Origin of the sequence: Planococcus massiliensis, assembly GCF_000821325.1 — a bacterium.
Classification (GTDB): domain Bacteria; phylum Bacillota; class Bacilli; order Bacillales_A; family Planococcaceae; genus Planococcus; species Planococcus ruber.
The window spans coordinates 847,775-873,600 of sequence record NZ_CCXS01000001.1 but is presented as its reverse complement, the minus strand read 5'-3'; the positions used below and the strand labels follow the sequence as shown (position 1 = coordinate 873,600).

Below are 25,826 nucleotides of genomic sequence, written 5' to 3'. Positions count from 1 at the left end.
TGATGTCCAGTCTTAAAAAAGCGGCCATATGGACCACCGGGCTTGCACTTTTATTAAAATTATCCGGCTTCCTGCGCGAATCGATTGTCGCAAAGGAATTCGGGGCTTCCGATGCCACCGATGCCTACTTCCTGGCGTTTTCATTTATTACGCTGGTCGTCGCAATGATTGCCACCGGCTTTAACAACGTCTTTTTGCCGATGTACATCAAGCGCCGGAAATCCGGTGAAGATAAAGACGACACGAACGCCAATGCCTTATTGAACTGGACGATGATTCTGTTCGTCGGCATTTCGGTCGCCGGCTGGTTCTCTGCCCAGTGGCTTGTGCCGCTCATCTACCCGAAGATGTCGGAAGGCGCTGAACCGATTGCCGTTGAAATGACGGAAGTGTTCTTCATCTTCATGGTCTTTATCGCCCTAGCCGGCTTATTGGAATCCTACCTGCAGTCGCGCCGCATTTTCGTGCCGACCTTGATTTCGAAATTGCTGGCGACGTTGATGTCCGCTGTGTTTGCTTTATTATTCTCAGACATTTGGGGAATTTATTCGCTGGCATACGGGTTCGTTTTCGGGACGGTCGTCGGGGCATTGATCCAAATCTATTATTTGATCCGCTCTGATTATTCCTGGAAACCGACGCTGCGCCTGGAATCCGACTTCAAGAAAGCCTTTATCATCCTGATCGTCCCTTCCCTCCTGAACTCGGTGGTCGGGCAGATCAACCTTTTTGTCAATAAAGCCTTTGCATCCGGCACCGGCCTTGAAGGTGCCGTGACGTATTTGAACAACTCGCAATTGATCGTCAGCATTCCAAATGCGATTTATGCCGCAACGCTCGCGGCCATCATCTTTACGTTGATGTCGGAACAAATTGACGATCTGCCGAAATTTAAAGATACCGTCTTCCGCGGCATGGAAATTTCGTTCATCACGCTCGTGCCGATTGCGGTCGGACTTGCGGTTGTCGGAGATGCTGTCGTGTCGTTCATCTACGAACGCGGACTCTTTACCGCTGAAGACACAGCGAATACACATCTTGCTCTCCTGTTCTATTTGCCGATCATCATTTTCCAAGGGATGCAATTGATCCTGTCGAAATCGATGTACGCACGCGGAAAAACGGCTGTCGTTTTCCGCATTTCCGTGACGACGATCGCTGTCAACTTGCTGCTGAACTGGCTGCTCGTTGACCGCTACGGCTACACGGCGCTCGCTTTCGCCGCTTCCGCCGTTTCGATTTACTACTTCACGGTTTCGATGATTGTCGTGTATAAAGATTTAGGCTGGGACCAGTTGCGCCGCTTCGGCACAACAGCTTGGCGCATCCTGGTTCCGGCGCTTGTCATGGGTGCGGTTGTATGGGGCGCGAAACAGCTGCTTGGCGCCGAAGACTGGTATTCATTGATTCAATTGGCAGTGCTTGTACCGATTGGAGTCATTGTTTACGCAGGGATGCTGCGCATCGTCCACCCGCATGGCTTCAAGCGTTTCCTCGGGCTTGCAAGACGCGGGAAGAAATAAAATAGGTTGATTTGATTGAATGAAAGATCCGCTGCGGCGGGTCTTTTTTGTTTGGGTGGGCGTCAGAGGTGATTTCGAGAGTGTTTGGGGTAATTTCGGACGCTCGAAGGGTGATTTCAGACTCGAATGGGGTAATTTCGCAAGCTATCCGGGTAATTTCCGGTGATTGGTGGTGATTGCACTGCTATTTTAGGCATTTGGCTTCATCTAGAATAGGATGGGTTGATTTGGAGGCCGAATGGATTGATTTCACATGCTTAATGGTTGATTTCGCACCCACCAAGGTTGATTTCAGCCAAAATAGTAAAAAAAAGGGCAGCCGCAGCTGCCCCTTTTCTCAATTTCAGTTGATGACATCGACCAGGTCCGAACGGATCCAGCCAAAGCCATTGTTGGTATCGTGTTCCGGGTTTAAGTCGGAAATGACTTTGTACCAATTGTAGCCGTCTGTATGTTTTTTCGTTTCAACGATGACCACCGGGTAGCCAAAGGCATTTTCAACTCCCAGGTACGTGCGTTTGTATTGATACAGCAAAGCGCCTTCTGGAGCATTGCGTACATTTACTGACGCGGTATTCGTGATGCCGAGCTTGTATTTGTTGATGTCTTTTTGGCCCAGTTCCAAGTCAGCGCGATACATATGCCCCGCCACTTTCGATCCCCATGTCGGGTCAGAAGCGTAGCTGACGTTGAAGCCTGTGGTTTTATTGCCCGGAGCTGCTCCGTTTGCATAAGAGCCGTTCGGATTGACGTAATTGCGGTTCATGTATTCGCGCGCGAACGCGTCAATGCTTCCTTCCGGCTGCTTGTACGTCGTGCCTTCATGCGGCGAACCGTCGTAAACGCGGATGCCGAACAGGTTGTTCTTCGTCTGTGCGTTCGCGCTCATGCCATACGCACTTTCGTGCATCGCTGCCGACAGCATGAACAAGGCATTGATGTTGTATTTCTCCTGCATTTCAAGGAAATATTTCCCTTTGCCGATCAGTTTTGATTTCGTGATCGCGTCTTTGTACGTTCCTGACGAACTGTTCAAAGCAGTCAAACGACTCATGATGTATTTATCGAGTTCCGCTGCTGAGTAATTCGTTTTCGTGCGGACCGATTGGTATTGGAAGTACGGGTAGTGCACCACTTTCGACGATCCTGCTGTAAAGTGGACGCCGTCGTGGCTGTAGTATTTCACGCCTTGCTGCATCGATGAAGGTGCTGGTCCGATGGAATAGCTCGAGCCTTGTTTATTCACATAATTGTATTGGTAATGGCTAAGCGTCCCCCACTGGCTGACGATGTAGTAGTCGCGGTCTTTGATCAATTCATAAGGCACAAAATCCACTTCGCTGTGCTTCGCATAGCCGATCGTTCCGCCGACCTGCACTTTGACGAAATCAGCGTTTGAATCGATGTAGCGGATTTCACGGCCGTGTTCGATATACGTCGCTTGTTTCTTGAAATCGGTATCGTAGTAGATCGTTGTGACTTGCTTGACGCCGTTTAATACCCGGTCACCGAACGCAAGCCCGCTCTTCACGCGGATGATTTCATCGCCGCGCAGAATCGCTTTTGCGGATGCCACGTTCTTGAACGATTCCGCTGCGCTTAGATAATCTTTATGTCCGTATTCCTGTTTAACTAACTTCCCGTTTTCAACGTACCCTAAATAATAAAGGCTGTTGTCTGTTGGAGGCGTTGGTGCAGGAGTTGGATCCGTTGGTGCCGGCTGCTCAGGCGCCGGCGTCGGGGCTGCTTCATAAGCCGTTAAGAAACGGTAAATAAAGGCTGCTGCCTGCTCACGTGTCGCATTGTTTTTCGGTTTAAAAGAATAAGTCACAGGTGAAGTCTTGTAATCCGGATAGCCGAAGACAATATCGTAGTTGGCAATATTGTAGATGGCGCTTAACGTCACCGACGACATTTCATTTTCATCGGTGAAACTCATGCGTTTCGGATTTAACGTCATCTTGCTGTATTCCAGCATGTTCTTTACGGTGATGGCTACTTGATCACGCGTAATCAGGGCTTGCGGCTGGAACGAATCTTTTGTAATACCCTGCATGATGCCGGCGGCGTACACTTTGCCGACTTCAGCACCGAGGCTTGAATCGCTTCGGACGTCTTTGAATGTATGCGTCCCTGCCGGCAATTTCATGGCCCGGCTAATAAAAGCGGCAAATTGTTCACGCGTCACATTTTCAGTTGGACGGTACGTGCCATCTTTATAGCCTGAAAGGATGCCGCGGTTGATCATTTCATTCATTTCTTTTTCCAGGGCGCTGCCCGGGACTATGTCACTGGCCTGGCTTGGTGATGATGCGAACCCTAAAACTCCCATAATCAACAAGATAGACGCAACGAATTTACTAATGTTCTTCATGAAGTCCTCCTTATTTCTGCCTGATTTCAGTGTAATGCATTTTTGTCCTTTAAAAAAGGTTTTTTATGGCATGTTCTGAAAGAACGAGCCCTTTGCCTTATCAAAAATACAGTAAAAAAAGTTTCTTCTATAGAACTAGTTCTTTTGTTTCGAAAAAATGAGAAGAACGTTTTACAGTTGCCATGAGTTGCTCTCTAATTGTGTCGAGTTTTCCTCAAAGTGGCGTGAGTTGCTCGCAAATATTGGCGAGTTTCCCTCAAGACGGTTTGAGTTGCAGCTAAAAAAACTGCCGCCCAACCATTTTCATGGCTAAGCGGCAGTTCTTGTCTTTTATTATTTTGCGTTCATTGCGCTGTAAAGGGCTGCAGCGAATTCTGCACGGTCTGCATTCGATTCACCATAGTAATTCGATGTTTGGAAGACCGTTGTTTGATCGATTGCTTTCAATGTCACGATTGGCTTGTGCGCCCAGAAAGAAGTTGCCACATCCAAATATTTCACTGAAGCTGTTTGTGCTTGAATTTCTGCTGATGTCGACATCTGGAAGGCTCTTTCCAGGATGACTGCCAATTGCGTTTTCGATAACGGTGCGTACATTCCGAAAGATCCGTTTGTAAATCCTTGGAGAATTCCTGCTTCGTTCATCGCTGCAATATCTTTAGCAAACGAATGGTTCGCTGCGACGTCGCTGAATTGGACTTTGTTTTTCGCTGTCAGGCCGAGCACGCGGTTGATCATCGTTGCTGCTTGTCCGCGCGTCACTTCTTCTGATGGGCGGAAATCTTGTTGGTGGTAGCCGCTGATGACGCCCGATGTGTTCAATGTTTTGATGGCTTCATAAGCCGGGTGCGATGTTTTAACATCCACGAAGTTGCCGTCTGTTACTGGCGGCAGCGGTTTCGGCTCCGCTTTTACCGGAGCTGCGCTTTGTACGCTGCTCAAGCGTTTCGCGCCTGCATATTTCGGTCCCCAGTACGGGTTCGTGTTAATATTTGAAACATTGACTCCGCCGCTTTCAGCAGAGACCACATTGCCGTCACCTAAGTATATTCCTGTATGCGAAATGCCTTTTTTATATGTATTTGCGAAAAATACAAGATCACCTTTTTGCAGGTTGCTTTTTGATACGGACGTTCCTACGTTATATTGTTCTGCGGATGTTCTCGGCAATGAAATTCCGAAATGGTTAAAGACGTATCGGATATAGCCTGAACAATCGAACCCTGACGGCGTTGTTCCGCCAAACTTATAAGGGGTGCCTTTAAATTTCAAAGCGTATGCTGCTATATCATCTGGTGTTGTTCCACTGGCATCGGCTTTAGTTGTCATAAATGGACTAGCTGCTATCAATAGGACAGCAATCATCAATAGTATAATACGTTTTTTCAAATCGTCACCTCTAAGTATTATTGGCGATTCAAAGCGCTGATCAGGCACTGAATCTTTCTGTTTTCTTGACCTGTTTTAGATTCTAACAGAGAAACTGCCAATATTAGGTTACGATTCTATTACAGTTGTGTAACATTGCCTAGAATCAGGTTTAGAAACCGGGTAAAGCGGGCAAAATAAGGAGTTGACGCCTGATTATTGAGTCCTGAAAAGAAATAAAATCTTCTTTTTCCGAGTAAATCTTACAGAATTGAAATCTAAAAAACCGCAAAACGGCTCTTCCGTTTCGCGGTTTTTATAGTTAAATATTTACTTTTATTATTTAAATAGTAATGGATTTTCCGCTCTAGCTAGGAATACGCTGAACGAATAGCGGTTCATGTTCAGGCTTGGTCCAAAAGTTGTTTCGTTTACACCCAAAGTAATGCCTTGCTGCGTCATGGCTTGGATCGCTTGATAGCTTGCCATGTTCTCGTTGACGTCTGTGAACGGCATTTTTGCGGCTGGATCAAAATCGAATTGATACGTTTTTTGGATCAACAATGCCATTTCAGCACGCGTTACTGACTGGTAGGGACGGAACGTGCCATCCGGGAAACCGGACAAAATCCCTTTATCATAAGCAGACTGAATATAGCCGGAAGCTGCATTATTCGCGCTCACGTCTTTGAAGACGGTGTTGCGTGCTTTTCCGTCAAGCCCTTTGGCTCTGCCGATCAATATCAATGCTTCTGCGCGGGTGATTTCTTTTCGCGGTTTGAAGGTTCCGTCTGTGTAGCCGCTAATTCTATCGTTGCTGTAGAGGTAGCTGATATGCGGCGCAAACCAGGACGACATCGTTACATCTTTAAAGGCCGGCTCTGTCAGCGTGATGGACAGATTCTCCGACTTTTTCACGCCTTTTGCATCCGTGTAGCTGAACGCAAAGGAATAATTTCCTTTTGTTTTGTACGTTTCCCATTTGTTCGTACCTGTACTTTTCAATTCCGCATCCCCTTCTTTTAGAGAAGGCGAAGCTGCAAGCTCAGGATTTTTTAAGGTAAAGGAAATGCCGCCTTTTTTAATGGCTGCTTGGATAAACGGGACGGCTTTGATTTCTTTTTCGTATTGAATCGCCCCAAAGCCAAATACATTGTCGCGGCCAGGCGTTCCTAAATCTTTTGCGGTTGCTTGCGCCATTTCACGCAATTTCACGTTCGAAAGGCCCGGATACTGCTCTTTGTAAATGGCGAATACACCTGCTACGTGCGGAGCGGCCATCGAAGTGCCCGTCAAATTCCGGTAGCCGTCTATTTTATTGTCCCATTCGTCGAGCTCTTTCGGATAAGTGCTGAAAATCTCCGTTCCGGGAGCTGCAAATTCCATTGAAGGCCCGATCGACGAGTTTTGCTCTCTTGAAAAGTCATTGTTAACGGCGCCTACTGCGATGACTGACGAATACTTGGCCGGATACGTCATTGTGTCCATCTGTCCGGAACCGCCTTCATTTCCGGCTGCGGAAACGATGATCATGCCTTGTTTGTAAGCTTCCTGCAGCATCAATTCCAACGGCCGGTCATTAACCGAAATGGAAATGCTCAAGTTCAAAATATCGATCTTATTTTGAATTGCCCATTCCACGCCTTTCGTAATTTGCGCTGTCGATCCGGCTCCACGGTTGTTCATTGCTTTGATCGCGTACAATTGCACATTCGGTGCGATACCGATGATGCCGGAATCATTTTTTTGTGCTGCAATAATGCCCGCTACGTGAGTACCGTGCCCGAAATTATCATCGTACGGAACTTTGCTCGCACAAACAGCTGCCGTACAGACACCGCCCGCCACTTTCAGGTCGGGATGCTCCGTATCGATTCCTGTATCCAGGACCGCCACTTTCACGCCTTTTCCGGTATAAGGGGAAGTTTGCTTCGGCGTACTTTTAATCATTGAAAAAGAAGGAGAGACAAGGTCTGCTGCAGTTTCGTACTGCCGGTTCGGGTAGATCTCAGCGCTAGAAAATCGCTTTTGCAAAGCCGCTTTTTCCGATTCGCTGAGCTCTAATTCCACGAGCAGAATTTCTTCAAACGCTTCGGCAAGCGTCCCGAACTGTTCTTTAATGGCCTCCAATTCTGTTTCATTCGCATGAATCAAATATGTATCGGTTTCCTCCGCAAAAATGTGGGAAGGCAGGAATAGGAATGCAAATAATAAAGCAAGTAAGCCGACGCGTTTCATGGTGGCAATCCCTCTTTTCTCAGTATATTTCTCATGATACCCTAAGCGGGATTTTAAAAAACCGGACAAAAGATCGAAAAACGTATTTTTTTAACATTAATATTATTAATTTAAAATAAAAAACTAGCTTTTGCTATTTTCGTGGGTATTTGAGACAGCTGAATAGCTCGATTAGAACTAGAGAAATGGCAAGGTGAATAGAGGGAAATAAAAATTCCGCCTGGCAGCTGCCTGGCGGAATTGAAGGATTAATGAAGTTTTTTGGCTGGAGATCCGCTTACTGTGCTGTAGTAAGGAAGGATATCGGTACGCCCTTCATAGTTATAGAAGTAATCAAGTGTTCCAAGGAATAAGGCTCTCCCCATTTTCTTGCGTTCTGCTTCTGAGCCGATGTATTTAATATCCGTTGAGTTGTCGATGAAGCCCATTTCCACTAGAGCAGCCGGAACGGTATTTTCACGAAGAACCGCATAGTTGCCAGCGCTGTTGTTCGGGTTAACGCCGCGGTTTCTTAGTGTTGGCCAAGCTTCCATCATGCGGTTCTGCAAATAGATCGCTAAAGCGCGAGACTGTTTCACGTTTGGATTAGTTGCAGCCGTTTTTGCGTAATAATACGTTTCCTGGCCGTTCGCTGTTCCGTTAAATGCGTTTGTATGCAGGCTGACGAAAATGTCTCCGTTATTTTTCGAAGCGAATTTTGCACGGTCTCTCAATTCCATAAATGTATCGCTTGTACGTGTCATTTTCACATTGATCGGTGTTTTATCAAAATACGATTTTGTATGAAGTCCAATATTCAATACGACGTTCTTTTCCATATAGCCATTGCCGATGCCGCCGGAATCCTGCTTGCCGTGGCCCGGGTCAAGAATGACCGTCAAATCGCTGCCGCCGATCGGTGCCGGGCTTGGAAGTACAGATCCCGGTTTGGTTGTAGAAAGATAGCTTGTCGCCACGTAGCCGACTACGCCATTTACACGGATGTTTGACCAGCCGTTAGATGAAGTGCCAACGCCTACAGCCGTTCCGCTCTTTAATTTGCTGATGACTTTGCCGGAGTTGCTTGGTGCTGAACGCATGTTCAACGTATCTGAACCGGTATTCACGTACATTGTCGTGCTAAATGAAACCTCGCCTGGCTTCACACGGAAGCTTTCGTTCAAGCTGCGTGCCAAGAAGACGGCAAAATCGGCACGAATAATCGTAGCTTCCGTTCCGAACGTGCCGTCCGGGAACCCTTGGGCAATCCCTTTGTTCATCAAGTTCGTTGCGGCTGCCGATACGCTATTGCCGCCGTAGCCAAAGGCGCGGTTGATCAAAATCGCCATTTCTCCGCGTTTTAATACCGTATTTGGTTTGAATGTGCCATCAGGATAACCTGAAATAACGCCTTTTTTCACCATTTCTTTGATGTAGCCCGATGCAAAGTTGCCGGCGCCGACATCACTGAATCCCGTGTTTTGTTTCGTTCCGTTCAATCCGAGTGAACGGCCAAGCATCGCTGCCGCTTCTGCTCGGGTAACTTGTCTGCTTGGTACGAAATGAGTGTTCGAAACACCATTGACAAACCCTTTTTCCACCAAGAAGGTGATCTCCGCTTTTGCACGATGCGTGTCTCCGATGTCTTTAAAATTTGTACTGGCATTCGCTGGGCTTTGTGGGACGATTATTGAGGCAATTAATGCAAAACATAGCATCATAATCCATTTTTTCAAATCTCATTTCCTCCTAGGGTTTAATTCTCTTCACATACCTTAACCCAATTTATTGAAAATTTCTATGTATCATTTGGTCTAATTCGCCATTTAGACCTGACTTTTAGCTAGTTCGTGTAGGTAAAAAGAAGTAAAGCCCGCCCTCGCATTGAGGTCGGGCTTTCGATTTTATTAATTTCTTCATATCTCCTCAATTAAACTTTTACAAATAATTGAAGGGAATTAATTTGCTGCAGCTGCTGGATTTACATCCACGATGCGGCCTTCTGTTTTCGGTGTAACAGTACCGATTCTTTCCAATTCTTCTCTCAAGTTCTCCCAATCTGAAAGACCTAGATCGGTTACGCGGCCTTCTTCATAAGCTTTTGCAAAACTATCAAAGCCGTCGCCGCCTTTAGCAGTGAACGCATTTGTTGCCACTGTGTAAGTTGTTGCATCTTCAATACCCGTCAATGTGCCGTCCGCATTTTTCAATGAGATTGAAACGATGCGCTCGCCAGCCGGTTTAGAAGAATCGAATTTCACTTCTGCTCCAGATACGTGCAAGAATCCGCCGTTTTCTTTCGGATATTGGCCAACGCTGACTTCAAATGCCTCTTTCAATTCTGCACCTGTCACTTTCATCGTTGCCAATGTGTTGCCGAATGGAAGAACCGTGATGATTTCTCCAACAGTGATCGGTCCTGCATCAATGCCTGCACGGATTCCGCCGCCATTTTGGAAAGCCATGACGACATCTTTGTTATATGTTTTCGCTTTAGACAACATGCCGTCTGTGATGATGTTTCCAAGAGCCGTTTCGTTTTTACGGACACTTGGGGCATCCGGATTTTCGCCTGTACGCGGTGATTCAAGCGCTGCTGTTGCCGTTGCTTTTGTTGCTGTTTCAGAAACTTTCTTCACGCCTTCTTTATATGGCGCCAATACTTTCACTGCCGCCTCGTCTTCAGCCAATTTGCCGACTTCGATCAATTCTCCGTCATGGCTCACAACAACGCCTTTGTCATCGAACTTAACATCCAATGTCCCTAAGTTTTCGCCGTATTGGCCAGTTTGAACGATAACCGTCGGCTCTTCTTTCGTCCCTGCAACGACTGGTTCAGCCAATTTCGTATGGCTGTGGCCGCCAACAATGACGTCAATTCCTTGGACCGCTTTTGCCAATTCCAAATCGTTGTCGATTGCCGGGTTGTCGTCATAGCCGATGTGCGTTAAAGCGATGACTTTGTTAACACCCATTTTTTCAAATTCATCGACCATGTCCTGAGCTTCTTTGATATAGTCTTCATCAAACGAAACCAGTTCCGGGCTAGCGATGTCTTCTGTTTCTTTCGTTGTCAAACCGAAAATCCCCACTTTTTCGCCGTTTACTTCTTTGACGATGCCTGTGTAGATATTCGCTTTTTCAGGTGCAGAAGAAATTTTTGTTTGGAATAAACCATCGAATAATGGATCTTTCGAGAAGTCCACGTTTGCCGAAACGAACGGGAAGTTCGCTGCTTTTACAAATTCCTGCAACGCTTTATGGCCTTCAGGAGATGAACCTAAGTCAAATTCATGGTTCCCAAATGTCATTGCGTCGAAATTCATCAGTTTCATCAATTCAAGATCCGCTTGCCCTTTGTATTCATTGAAGTAAAGCGTTCCAGAGAACACGTCCCCCGCATGAAGCAATAGGGAATTCGGGTTTTCTTTGCGGAATTCTTTCGTAGCCGTCACCAATTTCGCTGCATCATCCAAATGGGCATGCGTATCGTTCAGGTGCATCAATGATAGTGAGAATGTATCATCTTCCAACAGGAGTTTCGCTGTTCGGTGAAGGAAAAGAGCAGCTTCGCCGCGTGTTACAGGAGCGCCTGCTCCGAATTGAGTAGCCGTCTTGCCGACTGCCAGTTTGTTTTTCACTAAAGCGTCTACGTATTTTGCAAAACGCTCGTTTACATCTGTAAATTGCGTTTTCTTCAAATCATTGTTGATTTCTAGTCCTGCAGCAGTTGCCAGGATTTTTGCTGTTTCGTTGCGTGTCAATGGATCGCTGGCGCCAAAGCGTTTCGCCGATTTCCCGTCGATGAATCCTTTTTCCGCCAATGCATCCACTGCCCATTTCGCGCTAGCTGGAACGTCTGTAAACCCAGAATCTGCATACTTGCCGCTTGAAGTGTAGCCGAGTGCGCTGGCAATCATGACTGCCGCATCTTGGCGCTTCACGCTGTGATGTGTACCATACGTTGTTGCTGTTTCACCTTTTACGATTCCGAGATCAAACAAAAATTGAACGGCTTCTGTATAACGGTCCGGCACATCAGTAAATTTCATCTCTGCTGCTGATGCTGGTGAAACTGCTGTTGCCACTGCCGCGATCGCTACTGCTGAAGCGACAAACTTTTTGTTTTTCAAGACATTTGTCATGTGTTCTTTTCCTCCTTAGGGAATGGGTTTTCTCATGCATCTCTACTTTACCAAATTTGTGACTTACGTTCTATAGAATTTGCGTAATTTTTACAATCTTACAACAGAGAATGTTGTTCTTTTCTCCTAGCTTTTATTTTCCGGAATAAAAACAGGCAGCTTAATGCGAGGAGGGCGCCTACTGTGTCAAGAAGAACATCGGCGGCCATCGGGCTTCTGCCTCCGGTCACCGCTTGATGCAGCTCATCCAAAACGGCGATGAAAGCTGTTATCGGCAAAGCAAACCACACCAATTTTTTCGGCAGGAAGCTGGCGATGGCTAGTGCAATCAGGCCGAAGATCGCCACATGCGCCCCTTTTCTGATAAAGAATTCGAGAAATAAATAATAGCCCCTTTCTTCAATGGAAATCACGCTTCCCCAATACGTAAGTTCGAGAGTACTGAGTGTGGAATAAAACGGCATGGACGGAAAATATTTTTCAAGCGCCGGTATTAATGATTGCTGCTCATAGGTCTGGCTTGAAGAGATAAATAACACAATAAATAAGGCGAGAACAATTATTAATTTTTTCATATGCAAATTGTATCATTAGCCGTACCGTTTTTTACATTTTTTCCCGCAAAAAAGCACATCTGCAATCGCAGATGTGCTCCTATTTAAATTCTCAATTAATCCCGGTGATGTTCTCCCCAGCATTCGGTGTTCTTCAAGCCGGGAATATTTTTCGCAAAGAATTCCGGATTCTTGCCGGCTTTCCGTTGATCGGTATAGTCGTGAAGCACTTTGAACGCCGTCTTCCCGAGAATCGCAATGACCGTCAAGTTAAGCACAGCCATGAGGCCCATGAACAGATCGGCCATATTCCAAACCAATTCGACTTTCGCCAATGCACCGAACATCACCATGGCCAAAACGCCGACACGGTATGCGGTCAGCCAATTTTTATGTGCATTGATGAATTCGATATTGGTCTCGCCGTAATAATAGTTCCCAATGATCGAACTGAAGGCAAAGAATAGAATCGCTCCAGCTAAGAAGTAAGGCGCCCAATCGCCAACATGCACGTTAAGTGAGGCTTGGGTGAGTAAAATGCCTTCCTGTTCTCCTGTTTTGTATACGCCCGCCAAAATGATGATAAAGGCAGTCGCTGAACAAATCACAATCGTATCGAAAAATACGCCGAGGCTTTGCACAAGCCCTTGCTTCGCGGGATGCGAAACGTTGGCAGATGCTGCCGCGTTCGGAACGGATCCCATCCCGGCTTCGTTGGAGAACAAGCCGCGGCGTACGCCTTGCATGATGGCGATGCCGATTGCCCCGCCTGCCGCTTCTTCAAGCCCAAATGCACTTTTCACAATCAATGAAAAGACCGCTGGGATTTCAGTGACGTTCATAATGATGACGTATAGCGCAACCAAAATATAAAGAATCGCCATGACTGGAACCAATACTTGGGTGACGCTCGCAATTCGCTTCACTCCACCGAAAATGATCAAAGCAGCCAGGATAACCAAAGCGATGCCAACCGTCCAATTCGGAATGTTGAAAACATCCCCAAATGATTCGGCAATCGTATTGGACTGGACCGAATTAAAGATGAATCCAAATGCCAAAGTTAAAAGAATAGCAAAAATAATGCCAAGTTTACGGTTGCCGAGCGCCATTTGCATATAGTAAGCTGGACCGCCGCGGAATTGGTCGCCGTCTTTAATTTTGTAGACTTGCGCTAACGTACTTTCTACAAAAGCAGTGGCCATCCCGATCAAAGCGACGATCCACATCCAGAAAACAGCTCCCGGCCCACCGATGGCAATCGCTAATGCGACGCCCGTGATATTCCCGGTCCCGACGCGGGAAGCCGTGGAAATCGTAAAGGCCTGGAATGCGGAGACTCCACTGTCGCCGTCTTTTTTCTCTGTGATAACACGGAACATTTCTCCGAACAGGCGAATCTGCACAAATTTTGTGCGGATGGTGAAGTAAACGCCAAGCCCGAGCAAAAGCGCAATCAGTATGTACGTCCATAATAAATCATTGCCTTCATTGACAATCCAGTTTAAGCCATCAATCAATGCATCCATTTTTAATCTCCTCTTGTTCATTTTGTAAATATCTATCTATACCCTAATATACCAGTGAGAAACAGATTGCTTATGTATTTGTAAAAGTGAAAAAATCCTCTGGTAAGAGAGGATTTCTCACTTTAGTTGATTGCGAAGAGGTGAACCCAATACGGAATGCCGTCTTCGTCTTCCACATAGCCCACGCCAATCGACGTATAGCTTGGAAGCAGGATATTGTCTTTATGGCCTTTCGATTCCATCCAGGCGTCCATCGTTTCACGGGAAGAAGCGTAGCCGAGCGCAATATTCTCCCCTACCTGGTTGGTCGGATAGCCGAAATGCACCGCCATTTCCGAAGGTTTGCCGTAAAGCGGGGATACGTGGGCGAAATAGCTATTGTCGACCATGTCTTCCGCTTTCAATTGCGCAATTTTGGATAACGCCGGATCTTCCTTAAGCATTTTCAATCCTTTTTTCGCCCGTTCTTTATTGACCATGGCGATTGTGTCGAAAGCAACTGAATTGATGCCGGAATACAATTTCAAGTTCGCATCATACGTAATGGACTTGTCTTTTACACGCTGGTCGAATTTCAATGCCCGTTCCGTAAACGCCGCCAGTTGTGCTCGCGTTACCGAAGCTCCTGGCTGGAACGTGGTGCGCGTTACGCCGTAAGAAATGCCGACTTCGGCGATGGTGATGATGTAATCATGCCCCCAATAATCTTTCGGTACGTCCTGGTAAGATTCCAAATGGTTGGAATCCACTTGGATGCCAAAGCCTTTGATAAGAATTTTCGCCATTTGCGCCCGTGTCAATGGCGCTTCCGGGTTAAACGAACCGGCATCCGAAAAGACGCCTTTTTCCGTTAAGGCATTAATCTGTTTGTACGCATAATGGGAAGTGGGCACATCTTTAAATTTCGCTTTAAAGCTGGTCTTTCCATCAATTTTCAACGCTTTGGCCAATACAATAGCCGCCTGCGCCCGTGTGATTTCCTGGCTCGGTTTGAAATTCCCGTTCGAATAGCCGGTTATTATTCCGGAATCCGCTAAGGTATGTACGGAATGATAAGCCCAATGCTTTTTCGATAAATCGGTGAAATGATGTGCACTCACCGTCATTGGCAATAGAAACAGGAAGAGGATAATGGCAGCTGACAGATATTTTTTCATTCGAGCACCGCCCTTTCTTTGATGTTATTGCCCAGGAAATAGCTTATTTTGGCTTCATACACTTTCTATACCCATTTTCACATGCTTTTTACACCAAAATATTAAAAAAGTCCTTTATTTTAACAAAAATAAATTATGTTCTTCTAATTGTTTCAGCAAGTACGCGCGCACCGATGTCCAGTGCTTCATGGTTGAATGCCATATCCGGATGATGCAGCCCCGGGCTCAAGTCCGCGCCGATTCCAAGCATGGCCGCTTTCAATTCTGGCTTTTTGATCGTATAGAAATGGAAATCATCCGCTCCAGTCGTTTCAATCGGCGGGGCTGTGCGTTCATCTCCGATCACTGAACGGATCGCACTGTCTGCCAGTCGTCTAGCGTCTTCTGACACTTCTGCTGCCGGCGTATAATCGGTCCACTCCCATTCCAAGTCTACGTTATGAAGCGATTTAATCGAATCAAATCCGCTGTCGATCCGGCTGCGGAGTTCGTCCATCAATTCGTTCGACTGAGAACGGACATCGAGTGCGAATGTGGCATTTCCCGGAATGATATTGAGGCTGTTTCCACCTGCTTGAACATTTGTCAGTTTCACCGAATACGATTCGAACGGCGAAAAGTAAATCGTTTTGATGAATTGATGGATCGCTGCAATCACATCGATGGCATTTTGGCCTTGGTGCGGCCGCGCCCCGTGGGCATCGCTTCCGCTGATCTTCCCTTTCAGGAAAATGCCCGATCCGTGATGGATGGCCGGCGCAACTTGGCCGAACGGCAATTCTTCGATCGGCCGCAGATGGACGCCGTACAGATGCGAAACGCCATCTAGGGCGCCTCGCTCAATCATCGCAAGCGATCCGTTTCCTTGCTCTTCTGCCGGCTGGAAGATAAAACGCACACGTTTCGTCAAGGTTTCTTCTTTCAAATACAGAAGCGCACCGAGCACCATGGCCATATTCGCATCATGGCCGCACGAATGGTTGGCTTGAACAGTGCCGTTCACTTCCTGCCAAAGCGCATCGATGTCTGCCCGCACAGCAATGACGTCCGGTCCATGGCCGATTTCTGCAATCAACCCGGTGACATCGTCGAATATTTTGTACTCGATTTGGAGCTCTTCCATGATTGCCGCCAATTTTTTCGTGGTCTCGAATTCTTTCCAGCTCACTTCCGGATGTGTGTGGAAGTGGTGGAAGTATTCCAGAATTTTCGCTTCATGACCCATGGGTCAAGCACCTCCTTCAACGATGCACGAAGCGGTCGTGAGCTTTTCCAATTGCGCTTCGTCTATATCGATGCCAAGCCCGGCCTTTTCCGATAAATGGACGTTCGGCAATTGATAGTTTAAGTTGCCGATCTCTTCTTGGAAAAGGAGCGGGCCGGTCAGCTCGGAGCTTTGGATGTTGCGGCGCGCCATTACTGCGTGATAGCCGGCAGCGGATCCTACGGAAGATTCGACCATAGAGCCGATTTGCGCAATGATGCCGGCGCTTTCTGCCGCTTTCGCCATCTGGACCGCCGGGAAGATGCCGCCGGACTTCATTAATTTGATGTTGATGTAATCGGCTGCATCTAGCCGGATGATTTCAAGTACATCTTCCATCGTCTGGATGCTTTCATCCGCCATGATTGGCGTCGAGGTTTTCCGGCGGACTTCCGCTAATCCGCGGATATCGCCCATACTGATCGGCTGTTCAATCCAAGTGAGCTGCGCTGCGTCGAGCTGATTGATTACTTGGACCGCATGCCCGACCGTTTTCCAACCTTGATTGACATCGATGCGGATCGGCATCACTTTTCCGACCGCTTCGCGCACGGCATAGATGCGCTCGATGTCTTTGGCTGAATCTGCACCGCCCACTTTCAATTTCAGGCTGCTGAAGCCTTGGCCGACGGCGAGCTTCGCTTTTTCCGCCATGATGGCCGGCTCTTCGATGCTCAAGACTTTGGGGTACTGAAGCTGTTTATGCGCGCTTCCGCCGATCAGATTATAGACCGGCTGATTCGCCGCTTTCCCCATCAAGTCGTAGCAAGCGATATCAATCGCCGCTTTCGCCGCCTGGTTGCGGACAATCGCGCCGTTCATGAGGTGATGGATGTGTTCAATATCAAATGGATTCTGCCCGATAATCTGCGGAATCAAAACGGTGCGCAAAATTTCGTACGCCCCCGCCACTTGTTCGCCGGTCACATGCTCGTCCGGCACCGCTTCCCCGTAGCCGACGAGGCCTGTATCTGTTTCCAGTTTGATGATGATCGCCGGCATGTTCGGGTACGTGGCGTAGGAAATGATGAACGGTTCTTTTAATGGAAATTCGACTGCGTGGATATGTGCTTTGGTAATTTTCAACGCTTCTGCCCCCTTGATTTATGTATAAGGTAAATTGTACACAGGATAATTGCTCCAAACAATGAGGATTCTGTAGGGTTTCGGGTGGTGGGAGGCGGCTGGAAATATTTTCTTCATGAAGTAGGAGGGTTTGTTCTTACATTATCTCAGTTTGTTCTTACACTATACCGCGTTCTTCTGACACTATTTTATTTTCTTCTTACATACCCATGTTTTAACCCTTAGATGCCTAAGCCAATTGCTTCGCAATCGGCCCTTGGTTCGCTTGCAGCGAACGAAAAATAAAAAACCTCCACAAAATATGCAGAGGTTTTATTGCCGTTTAAGATTTTCTTTTGGTTGATAGGTGCGAAAACATCGACTGCCGCTTTCTTCTAGATCCACATTTTTTAGTATACGCCTGGCGGTATCCGAATCCCTTAATCCGAGGAAATTCATGCATTCTTTTGCAGTGATGGTCGATTTATAAATCATAAACCATTCATCTAGTGCCATGAGATGCGCGTTTCCGCTAAAAAAATTACAGGTTTTGCAATGCCATCTGCGGTTAATCTTATTCATCTTTTTCACTCGACACTGTTCGCAAAACACACCGCTTTCTATCTCGTGGAAAGCTATATTGAATTTGGGGGCTAGCGGAAAAGGTTGATAGGGTTGGTGCATGGAGAGGAGGAGTTGTCCGATGGCATTCATTTGCTCGAGGGTAATAAGGGGCTCCGTACTTTGGAATCGATGCAGCTGGACCATCACTTCGTCGGCTTTCCACACATTTACACCGGGCGGTACACCCTCCATTGTCTGGGACGGATAAGCGAGGACGATGGCCGTTTCAATTTTCAATGGATAACTGAAGCGCTTCAGCACCTTCTCCATTTTGATCTTGGCTGTTTCCGCTTGCACCACCGGACTTTTATACGTTTTTTCTTGGCCATTTGCCAAGGTTTGGTGCAAACCGCTCGGATTCGTGGTGAGACGCAGCTTCCCGGACATGTTTTTCACTTCTAAAATCATCAAGAAACTTTGTGTAATCAATAAGGTATCGATCTGAATTTTCTCGGGCAAACTTAAATCGTGGATGAATAGATGCGGATAGGGCGGATCGAAGAACTCCAGCATTTCGTCTAATCGTTCTTCTCCGCCTATTCCCGCTTGAGCTCCTTTAAGAACGTCAGAGATTGTATTTCTCATCGGATGTTGAAGTGACATCCGCCTCAATAGAGCTTCGTATCCTTCAATTTTGATCGGCTTTTCCCTGTGTTTAATGATCATATTTCACACCTCCTTCTGTAAGTGTAGCAGGTAGGGTTAATACATTCCATAAATATCCAAATTCCATTTTTGATTACGATATACGGGGTAAAAATGAGATTTGAATGGTTTCTATTTGGTGATTTTTTATTTCTACTTTAATTGTGTCGCTTTGTACTTTAATTGTGTCGGGTTCTACACGAACTATGTCCATTTCTACTTGAACTAATCCGCTGCCTACCGGAATTGTGTCAGTTTCTCTCACAAAACCTAATCGCCCAAGCCGCCCGCTCCGCAGCCGTCCCTTGGTTCGCTTGCAGCGAACGAAAAACCAATTGGTGAGAAGATGCTGTTTTTCTATGGACACGAATGGCTTATCTATCGACACTGGTTCACCTTCTATCGACACTAGTTCCTCTCTTACGGATACTATCTGCGTTTCTATCAACATGAGCTCCCTCCCCACACACAAAAAAAGAACCCCCACCCTAAGTGGAGGCTCCCGCTTTTATTCAATGCCTGCTTTTAATAGGAATCGACAAGATCATCTCTTCCAGCAGCACCGGCATTTCTTCGAATGTGTTTTTGATGTGCAGGCGTTCGGTGCGCTTGTGGGCGTCTTTGCCGAAGGGGCCGACGTTTAGCACGGGTGCTTTGAGTTCTTTCATGGTTTGGAACGGGATGCTGTAGGTGTCGCCGTAAACGGGTGTGTTCCGTTCGTAGGTGACCCAGCCGTCGCCTTGGTCGCCGTAGTTGACGTAGCTCAAATCCGAGATGCCGTTGAAGTAATGGACTTGCTGCATTTCCAACCCGAATTTATTCATCGCGTTGGTTGTGACTTGTTCGACGCATTGCTTGACGAGTTCATCTTCCGAAGAATTGACGGCCGGGTAGTACGGCGGCGCATAGAGCAGCACAATAGCCGGCGTCAGTTCCTGGCAATTGATCAGCAGAATGTCGACGATGTGCATCGATTTTTCGCGGACGTCCCATTCCGGGTGCATCAGCGTATCGTATAGGGCTTCGTTGACGTAGTCGATGCCGAATTTGCCGATGGCGTAATCCATCAATTCCTGGTAGCGCATGACGCGGATTTCGCCGACCGGCTCGATGCTTTCGCGCTCGCACATCGCCAGGTAATCGCGTGTGCAATGGGCGGCGGCGTCTTTTGCCACTTGTTCGAAAATCTCGAACACTTCTTCCGCGTTGCGCTCCATCATGAAGACGTTATACATCGCGCTCGTGCGGTATGGCGTTTGCGCGGAGTATTCTTGTTTGATGTCACGCTGCGTCAAAGTTACCGGCAGCGGCGTTGTTTCGCCGTAGACGGTTTCTTTAAAGCTTGGATTCCATTCCATCCGGTGCGTCAAATACGTCGAAATGTAGCTTGACGTGATGCCGGACAGCGGCTCGCCGACGTGCGTTTCTTTGCCGTAGAACAGGGCGGACGGCATGATTTTGCCGATGGATCCCGTGTACAGATAATGAGCAGTGTCGCCCGGCTTCATCGCAAAGACCGGTTCGCCGTTTAGAAATAAAATATATTCGAGCCCGTGCTCACGCTCCAAATCCAGCAGCTTTGAAACGCCGTAGCGCATGCCGGCTGAATTTACTTCTTCGTCCGGCACCGTCATCAGCACGAGATTGATCGGCCAGTTTTCATGGGCCGCTTTTTCAATCGTCGCCATGTGGAGCGCAAGCCCCGCTTTCATGTCCATTGTCCCGCGCCCGAATAGGTACTCGCCGGAATCGAGGTCGGCCTGGGCTTCCGGATCGAGTTCATCGCGGACCAGCTTCAATGCTTCCCCGAGTTCAAGCGGACGGCAAGCGAGCGGCTCCAAATCTCCATATTCATCTGTATGGACCGTATCAAAATGGCTGATGAGCACAATCGTGTCGACCGCTTCCGGATGTTTGTAAAACGCCGTCACGTACTGGCGCCCCCAGTTGACTTCACCGAGAAACAGATGGTCCGGATTCTCCTGGAAATAGGGAATCGTCTCTAGTTTTTCTTTTAGCCGGCCGGCGAATTCCACTTCGCCTTCAGTCAGCGTCATGCTTTTCCAGCTCACCAGTTCACATAACAGCTCCTGCAATTTATCCGGCGTCCCCCACATTAATGCCATCTCTCTCTCCCCTTTCTAGTAATCCAAGGTCTTCAGCCAAGCCGCCATCCGCTCCATCGCCTGTTTGAGCGTCGGCATGGAGTACGCATAGGAAATCCGCAGGAAGCCTTCGCCGTATTCGGTAAACGCGGTGCCCGGCACTGCAGCAATCCCCGCTTCTTTCAATAAACGCGTGGCAAACTCAAATGAACTCATGCCGTATTTGGCGATGGAAGGGAAAATGTAAAAGGCGCCGTTCGGCTTCACTACCTCAAGCCCCATTTCGGTCAATTTTCCATAGACAAATTCCAGACGCTCCATATAGGCCCTGTTCATTTCCGCCGGCACATGCCGGTTATTTTTCAGCGCTTCGATCGCTGCGTATTGCGTCGGCACCGATGCACAGACCGTATTGTACATATGCACTTTCAAGATGTGCTTCACGTATTCCTCGGGTCCGAGCAGAAAGCCCATCCGCCATCCGGTCATGGAATGCGATTTCGACAGTCCGTGGATCAGGAACGTCCGGTCTTTAATGTCTTCAAAGCACGCAAATGACGTATGCGATCCGATAAATGTGTTTTCGCTGTAAATTTCATCCGTCAGCACAAAAATTTCATGCTTCTTTAATTCTTCCACAATCGGCTCCATCTGCTCTTTCGACAACGTCACACCTGTCGGATTGGATGGGAAATTAAATAAGATGGCTTTAGTTTTCGGCGTAATCAAGGCTCCAATCGATTCAGCCGTCGGCACGAGTCCGGTCTTCGACGTATCCAGCAGGACCGTTTTGCCGCCGTTCAAGGAAACAAGCGGTTCATAGCCGGCAAAGCAAGGCGCCGGAATAATGACTTCGTCGCCTTCGCAAAGAATGGTGCGGAACGTCGCATCAAGTGCTTCGCTGGCGCCGTTTGTCGCAATGATTTCCGTCTGTGGGTTGTATGTAAGGTTATACGTATCGCTGAAAAAAGACGCAATTTCCTGCCGAAGTTCAAGCAGCCCGGCGTTATGGGAATAGCTTGTCATATCAGCTGCAATCGCCGCTCTCCCCGCTTCTTTGACTTTTTCCGGCGTTGGAAAATCGGGTTGGCCGATCGTCAAATTGATTGCGTTGGGGTAGTCGACCAATTGATTGAAAAATTGGCGGATTCCCGAAATCTTCAGCGCTTCGGCGCGTGGATTCAATTGTAAGGACATGTTCATACTCTCCGTTTCACGTTTTGGCTTTCCTCTATTATATTGCAATAAATGAGAAAATAAAGGGCGGCGGGCTGAGAAGCCTTGCGCTATTTTCTTCCATTCCGAAAATTGCTTGGGCTTTTATTCAAACTCCTCATGCCTTACTACAAGAAAATCCCACCCGCAGTCAAATGACAGCAGGTGGGATCTCCTCTTTTATTCCATCCGTTTTCTTCTCTTTCGGAGCAGGTCTTCCGCAGCGCCTGAACCGAATAGCACGCCGATGATAATCAGCACCAGGCCGTAAATATGGCCGCTGGTGATCTTTTCACCGAGGATGACGGCCGCTCCAACGAGCGAGAAGAGCGTGTTCAAATTCATGAAGATGGCGGCTTTTGTCGGTCCCGCTTGTCCAATCGAGTAGTTGTAAAGCATATGCCCCATTGCCGTTCCAATGATGGCGGAGAAAGCGAAGCCCAGCCAGAAAATCGTGGGCACTTCTTTGAAGGCCTGAATTTCTCCAGGTTCCTGGATCAAGGAAATCATGAGCAGCACGATTGAACCGAGCACAAACATATAGCCCGTCAACACACGCGGATCCATGGTAGCTGCCGCTTTCGCGATGACGATATAGCTGAAGACTTGCACCAAAATCGATAGGAAGACAAAAATGTCGCCGATGTTCATGCCGGAAGCGGCTTCGTTTCCGACAAGCACCGTTGCCGATACTCCGGCAAGGCCGATGAAAACGCCGAGCCATTGAAGTTTCGACGGATAGCTTCGCATGATCAGCGACACCAGCACGGCTGTCAGCATCGGTCCAGTCCCGAGAATCAATCCGGCATTCGAACCGCTCGTAATGGATAGCCCGCTCGACAAAAAGTAATGATGGCCGACAACATTCAGCAAAGCGCCAAGCCCGATGTATTTCCATTCATTCCTCTTCGGCCATCTCAACAGCCGCATGGCAGCGAGGATGCCCATAACAGCCATTCCGGCAAGCATGATCCGGAAAGCCGTGAGCGTAATCGGATCGACAAATTCGATCATGTATTTGACGACGGGCAGATTAATGCCCCACATGAGCATGACGAGCGTTAAGAGCAGATAGATTTTCCATGGTTTCAAATCTGAAGACCTTCCTTCGCCCGGCCGATTATTTCGCTGCCCTCACATTATAGTCGTATGCTCCTCGCCCAATCAGCAAACTGAACACGATAAAAGCGACGAGTGAAAGCAGGACCGGCAGCGTGACCGTATGGACTCCGAACAAATTGCCATTCGCTTCATTGTACAAGTGAAGGAAAACGTAGCTTCCGATTCCCGTCACCATCGAGGCAATCGCTCCGTATTTATTGCCCCATTTCCAGTACAGCCCAAGAACCACCGGCCAGATGAATGCCGCTTCCAAACCGCCGAATGCAAATAAATTCAGGAAGATCAGAAGGTCTGGCGGATCCAACGCGAACAGGAAGACAATGATGCCAAGCGCCGCTGTGACGCCAAATGACAGGCGTTTGATCGCTTTCAAATCGGCATCGGGTTTGATGTAATTCAAATAGACGTCTTTGACAATCGATGAGCTGACCAAAATCAGCAAGGAATCGACTGTCGACATGATAGCTGCCATCGGAGCCGCCAGGACAATTCCGGCTGCCCACGGCGGAAGCGTTTCAAGCGCAATCATCGGAATGACTTTGTCGCCGATATCGATGCCCGGTAAAATCGGGCGCGCGAACACACCGATCAAATGCATATTCAGCATAATGAATCCGGTAACGATCGTTCCAATAATCAAGGCCCGGTGCATCGAACGCGAACTTTTGTAGGACATCGCGCGTACCGTAATTTGCGGCAAACCGACCACGCCGACACCGACCAGAATCCAGAAAGACGAAACGTAAGCTGCGCTCAAATTGCCGTCTGCCCCGTAAGGCGTCACCAAGTTCGGATTTTCGTTGATCAAGTCCGCCATGATATTCGAAATGCCGCCGCCTGCGATAATGACCGCAATCAGCAAGATCAAGGTTCCGATAAACATAACCGCTCCCTGCACCGCATCAGTTACCGCTACTGCGCGGAATCCGCCGATGGTAACGTAAACCAGGACGCTGACCGCGAAAATGAATAAAGCCGTATTATACGGAAGGCCCGTCAGCGATTCGACCAGGCGCGCTCCGCCGATCCACTGTGCCGCCATCGCAGAAAACAGGAAAATGATGATGCTGAGCGCCGATAAGATCACGACCCATGTGCTGTTGTAGCGCGCTTTTAGAAAGTCGATCATCGTGACCGCTTCGTAGCGGCGCGCCATGATCGCAAACTTCTTGCCTAGAATCATCAAGACAAAATAACCGGTGACCACTTGCGTCATCGCGAGCAATACCCAGCCGAAGCCCATCGTGTAAGCCGTTCCGGGCCCCCCGAGGAAACTGGAAGCACTGCCGTAAGTCGCGACCATCGTCATTGCGAGTACGAAACCGCCTAGTTCCCGGCTTCCGAGGAAATAATCATTGATGAAATTTGAACTTGCAGAAAGTTTGGTGCTCGACCAATAGCCGATTGCAAAAATGATTAATAGGAAAATAAACATCGGAATGATAACTGCATAATTCATCGATCATCGCCCTCCTCATCAAAAGGTACTTCTACAAAGAAAAATTTTACGATGACAATCACTAAAACGACGATCACTAAAAAACCTACTACGCAGCTCCAGAAAAACCAATCCGGCAAACCGAATACATAGCTGTACTCTTCAACCGGCCGGCTCCCCATTCCATATGCGAACCCGAACCACCAAAGAAAATTGAAGACAGCCAGCCCCAATCCAATCAACGCTTCCCGGTTCGCAATTTTAAAACGCCAATCCGTTTCTTTCATTTATTCCACTCCGTTCTATAGTCTTAATTCCCCTTTAGTCTTTTGACGCAATTTTTTCATTTTAAAAGTATGTATCTATTTCCTTTTTCTTTCATCAAAAGCTTATTAAAACGACCTTTTTCTTATCTTACCACTAACGATATACGTAAAATATCCTAAAAGTCTATTGACTGAATATTCTTTATCACCTATATTAAAAACATCTTACCTTTGGAGGTTGAAGCATGAAGCAACAATTACTGTCCGGTGTATTGGCTATCGCTCTATTCTCCACCGTCTCTCTTCCCTTGGCGGAAGCCGCAACGTATAAGGTACAACCTGGAGATACCCTTTACCGAATCGCCCAAAAACACAAAGTCAGCGTCGCGGATTTAAAATCCTGGAATAAGCTCAGCAGCGACTCACTTTACGCAAACCAATCGCTTAATGTCGGGAACGCAGTGATCGCCGCGCCAAAAAAAGTGAAAAACCCGGTGAAAGCAAAAGTGACGGCTAAACCAACCACTCCGGCGCCGAGTGCCGGCACCACCACTTACACGGTCAAAAAAGGCGATTCGCTTTACAGCATCGCGAAAAAATACGGGGTCACGGCAGACCAGATCATCGCTTGGAACAAGCTCGGGTCCACGAACCTTCTGGTCAACCAAACCTTGAAAATCGGCAGTGCCCAACAGCCTTCTAAAGTCGTTCCGGTATCCGCTGAAAAGCCCGCTCCGATTCCTACTCCTGCACCGATTGCAGCGCCTGTCGGCAATCAAGCTAGCTCCATTTATGCAGCTGCATTGAAAATCGCCTATTCATTAGAGCGTACACCTTATGTATTCGGCGGCGCAACCCCTGCCGGATTTGATTGCAGCGGATTTATCTATTATGTTTACTCGCAGGCAGGATTAAAAGTATCCCGCACAGACACCGTCGGCTTTTATAATCTTTCTTCTGAAATCGCCAATCCGGCGATCGGCGACTTGGTCTTTTTCCAAGATACATATAAGGAAGGCATCTCGCATATGGGCATATACGCCGGCAATAACTCCTTTATCCATGCCGGCAGCAAAGGAATCGAAGTGTCCAATTTGGCTACCCCTTATTGGAATCAGCATTTCGTCGGATTTAAACGCTTAAAAGCTTTGAAATAAGCCAATCGAATCATTCGTTCAGTTCTTTATTATGTATTCTTTCTGCCGAGCAGGCAAT

At 47.6% G+C, this 25,826-nt stretch carries 19 protein-coding genes; 2 read left to right on the top strand and 17 right to left on the bottom strand.

Going from position 1 to position 25,826, the window contains the following annotated elements; genetic code table 11:
• The first annotated feature begins 2 nt into the window (after window positions 1-2).
• Window positions 3-1,523, top strand: coding sequence for a murein biosynthesis integral membrane protein MurJ (gene murJ, locus BN1080_RS04380; RefSeq protein ID WP_052650725.1), 1,521 nt, complete (start codon window positions 3-5; stop codon window positions 1,521-1,523).
• Between the two features lie 343 nt (window positions 1,524-1,866).
• Here murJ and BN1080_RS04375 read toward each other — a convergent pair whose 3' ends face one another.
• The 17 genes from BN1080_RS04375 to BN1080_RS04295 form a co-directional block, all read right to left on the bottom strand.
• Entirely contained in the window at window positions 1,867-3,897 is a 2,031-nt protein-coding gene (locus tag BN1080_RS04375; protein ID WP_052650724.1) for an S-layer homology domain-containing protein, read from the bottom strand.
• A gap of 333 nt (window positions 3,898-4,230) precedes the next feature.
• Window positions 4,231-5,286, bottom strand: coding sequence for a C40 family peptidase (locus BN1080_RS04370; RefSeq protein WP_052650723.1), 1,056 nt, complete (start codon window positions 5,284-5,286; stop codon window positions 4,231-4,233).
• Between the two features lie 318 nt (window positions 5,287-5,604).
• Window positions 5,605-7,503, bottom strand: a complete 1,899-nt coding sequence (locus BN1080_RS04365) for a S8 family peptidase (RefSeq protein ID WP_052650722.1) — start codon at window positions 7,501-7,503, stop codon at window positions 5,605-5,607.
• A 248-nt stretch (window positions 7,504-7,751) separates the two neighbouring features.
• Window positions 7,752-9,218, bottom strand: a complete 1,467-nt coding sequence (locus tag BN1080_RS04360; RefSeq protein WP_052650721.1) for an N-acetylmuramoyl-L-alanine amidase — start codon at window positions 9,216-9,218, stop codon at window positions 7,752-7,754.
• Between the two features lie 222 nt (window positions 9,219-9,440).
• Window positions 9,441-11,627 carry a 5'-nucleotidase C-terminal domain-containing protein gene (locus tag BN1080_RS04355; RefSeq protein ID WP_052650720.1) on the bottom strand — a complete coding sequence of 729 codons (2,187 nt, stop codon included), beginning with the start codon at window positions 11,625-11,627 and terminating at the stop codon, window positions 9,441-9,443.
• A gap of 98 nt (window positions 11,628-11,725) precedes the next feature.
• The gene (locus BN1080_RS04350) at window positions 11,726-12,202 is read right to left on the bottom strand and encodes a VanZ family protein (protein WP_052650719.1); all 477 of its coding nucleotides are present in this window, start codon (window positions 12,200-12,202) and stop codon (window positions 11,726-11,728) included.
• 95 nt (window positions 12,203-12,297) lie between these two features.
• The gene (locus BN1080_RS04345; protein ID WP_199876585.1) at window positions 12,298-13,710 is read right to left on the bottom strand and encodes an alanine/glycine:cation symporter family protein; all 1,413 of its coding nucleotides are present in this window, start codon (window positions 13,708-13,710) and stop codon (window positions 12,298-12,300) included.
• A gap of 122 nt (window positions 13,711-13,832) precedes the next feature.
• Window positions 13,833-14,867, bottom strand: coding sequence for a CAP and S-layer homology domain-containing protein (locus BN1080_RS04340; RefSeq protein WP_052650718.1), 1,035 nt, complete (start codon window positions 14,865-14,867; stop codon window positions 13,833-13,835).
• A gap of 133 nt (window positions 14,868-15,000) precedes the next feature.
• Window positions 15,001-16,092 (bottom strand): amidohydrolase, encoded by a 1,092-nt coding sequence (locus BN1080_RS04335; protein ID WP_052650717.1) that lies wholly within the window; start codon window positions 16,090-16,092, stop codon window positions 15,001-15,003.
• Between the two features lie 3 nt (window positions 16,093-16,095).
• Window positions 16,096-17,217, bottom strand: a complete 1,122-nt coding sequence (locus BN1080_RS04330) for a mandelate racemase/muconate lactonizing enzyme family protein (protein ID WP_052650716.1) — start codon at window positions 17,215-17,217, stop codon at window positions 16,096-16,098.
• A 312-nt stretch (window positions 17,218-17,529) separates the two neighbouring features.
• Window positions 17,530-18,486 (bottom strand): nuclease-related domain-containing protein, encoded by a 957-nt coding sequence (locus tag BN1080_RS04325; RefSeq protein ID WP_052650715.1) that lies wholly within the window; start codon window positions 18,484-18,486, stop codon window positions 17,530-17,532.
• 73 nt (window positions 18,487-18,559) lie between these two features.
• Window positions 18,560-18,916 carry a hypothetical protein gene (locus BN1080_RS04320; protein WP_052650714.1) on the bottom strand — a complete coding sequence of 119 codons (357 nt, stop codon included), beginning with the start codon at window positions 18,914-18,916 and terminating at the stop codon, window positions 18,560-18,562.
• Window positions 18,917-18,977: 61 nt separating this feature from the next.
• Complete coding sequence (locus BN1080_RS04315; protein WP_052650713.1) at window positions 18,978-20,591, bottom strand: M20/M25/M40 family metallo-hydrolase; 1,614 nt, start codon at window positions 20,589-20,591, stop codon at window positions 18,978-18,980.
• Window positions 20,592-20,606: 15 nt separating this feature from the next.
• A complete protein-coding gene (locus BN1080_RS04310; RefSeq protein ID WP_052650712.1) occupies window positions 20,607-21,767 on the bottom strand; it encodes an aminotransferase class I/II-fold pyridoxal phosphate-dependent enzyme in 1,161 nt (386 codons plus the stop codon).
• A 198-nt stretch (window positions 21,768-21,965) separates the two neighbouring features.
• Entirely contained in the window at window positions 21,966-22,877 is a 912-nt protein-coding gene (locus BN1080_RS04305; RefSeq protein WP_052650711.1) for a DMT family transporter, read from the bottom strand.
• A 28-nt stretch (window positions 22,878-22,905) separates the two neighbouring features.
• Entirely contained in the window at window positions 22,906-24,366 is a 1,461-nt protein-coding gene (gene panF, locus BN1080_RS04300) for a sodium/pantothenate symporter (RefSeq protein WP_052650710.1), read from the bottom strand.
• Window positions 24,363-24,632, bottom strand: coding sequence for a YhdT family protein (locus BN1080_RS04295; protein WP_052650709.1), 270 nt, complete (start codon window positions 24,630-24,632; stop codon window positions 24,363-24,365). The genes panF and BN1080_RS04295 overlap by 4 nt, the downstream gene beginning before the upstream one ends.
• 224 nt (window positions 24,633-24,856) lie before the next feature.
• Here BN1080_RS04295 and BN1080_RS04290 point away from each other — a divergent pair, with 224 nt between their 5' ends.
• Window positions 24,857-25,768: a C40 family peptidase gene (locus tag BN1080_RS04290; protein ID WP_052650708.1), complete on the top strand. Its 912-nt coding sequence runs from the start codon at window positions 24,857-24,859 to the stop codon at window positions 25,766-25,768.
• Window positions 25,769-25,826: the final 58 nt, after the last annotated feature.

Coding starts and splice junctions, on each gene's coding strand:
- panF (WP_052650710.1), bottom strand. CDS start 24,366: ATGAATTATGCAGTTATCATTCCGATGTTTATTTTCCTATTAATCATT.
- BN1080_RS04295 (WP_052650709.1), bottom strand. CDS start 24,632: ATGAAAGAAACGGATTGGCGTTTTAAAATTGCGAACCGGGAAGCGTTG.
- BN1080_RS04365 (WP_052650722.1), bottom strand. CDS start 7,503: ATGAAACGCGTCGGCTTACTTGCTTTATTATTTGCATTCCTATTCCTG.
- murJ (WP_052650725.1), top strand. CDS start 3: ATGTCCAGTCTTAAAAAAGCGGCCATATGGACCACCGGGCTTGCACTT.
- BN1080_RS04325 (WP_052650715.1), bottom strand. CDS start 18,486: ATGATCATTAAACACAGGGAAAAGCCGATCAAAATTGAAGGATACGAA.
- BN1080_RS04315 (WP_052650713.1), bottom strand. CDS start 20,591: ATGGCATTAATGTGGGGGACGCCGGATAAATTGCAGGAGCTGTTATGT.
- BN1080_RS04310 (WP_052650712.1), bottom strand. CDS start 21,767: ATGTCCTTACAATTGAATCCACGCGCCGAAGCGCTGAAGATTTCGGGA.
- BN1080_RS04355 (WP_052650720.1), bottom strand. CDS start 11,627: ATGACAAATGTCTTGAAAAACAAAAAGTTTGTCGCTTCAGCAGTAGCG.
- BN1080_RS04340 (WP_052650718.1), bottom strand. CDS start 14,867: ATGAAAAAATATCTGTCAGCTGCCATTATCCTCTTCCTGTTTCTATTG.
- BN1080_RS04290 (WP_052650708.1), top strand. CDS start 24,857: ATGAAGCAACAATTACTGTCCGGTGTATTGGCTATCGCTCTATTCTCC.
- BN1080_RS04320 (WP_052650714.1), bottom strand. CDS start 18,916: ATGTTGATAGAAACGCAGATAGTATCCGTAAGAGAGGAACTAGTGTCG.
- BN1080_RS04345 (WP_199876585.1), bottom strand. CDS start 13,710: ATGGATGCATTGATTGATGGCTTAAACTGGATTGTCAATGAAGGCAAT.
- BN1080_RS04335 (WP_052650717.1), bottom strand. CDS start 16,092: ATGGGTCATGAAGCGAAAATTCTGGAATACTTCCACCACTTCCACACA.
- BN1080_RS04350 (WP_052650719.1), bottom strand. CDS start 12,202: ATGAAAAAATTAATAATTGTTCTCGCCTTATTTATTGTGTTATTTATC.
- BN1080_RS04375 (WP_052650724.1), bottom strand. CDS start 3,897: ATGAAGAACATTAGTAAATTCGTTGCGTCTATCTTGTTGATTATGGGA.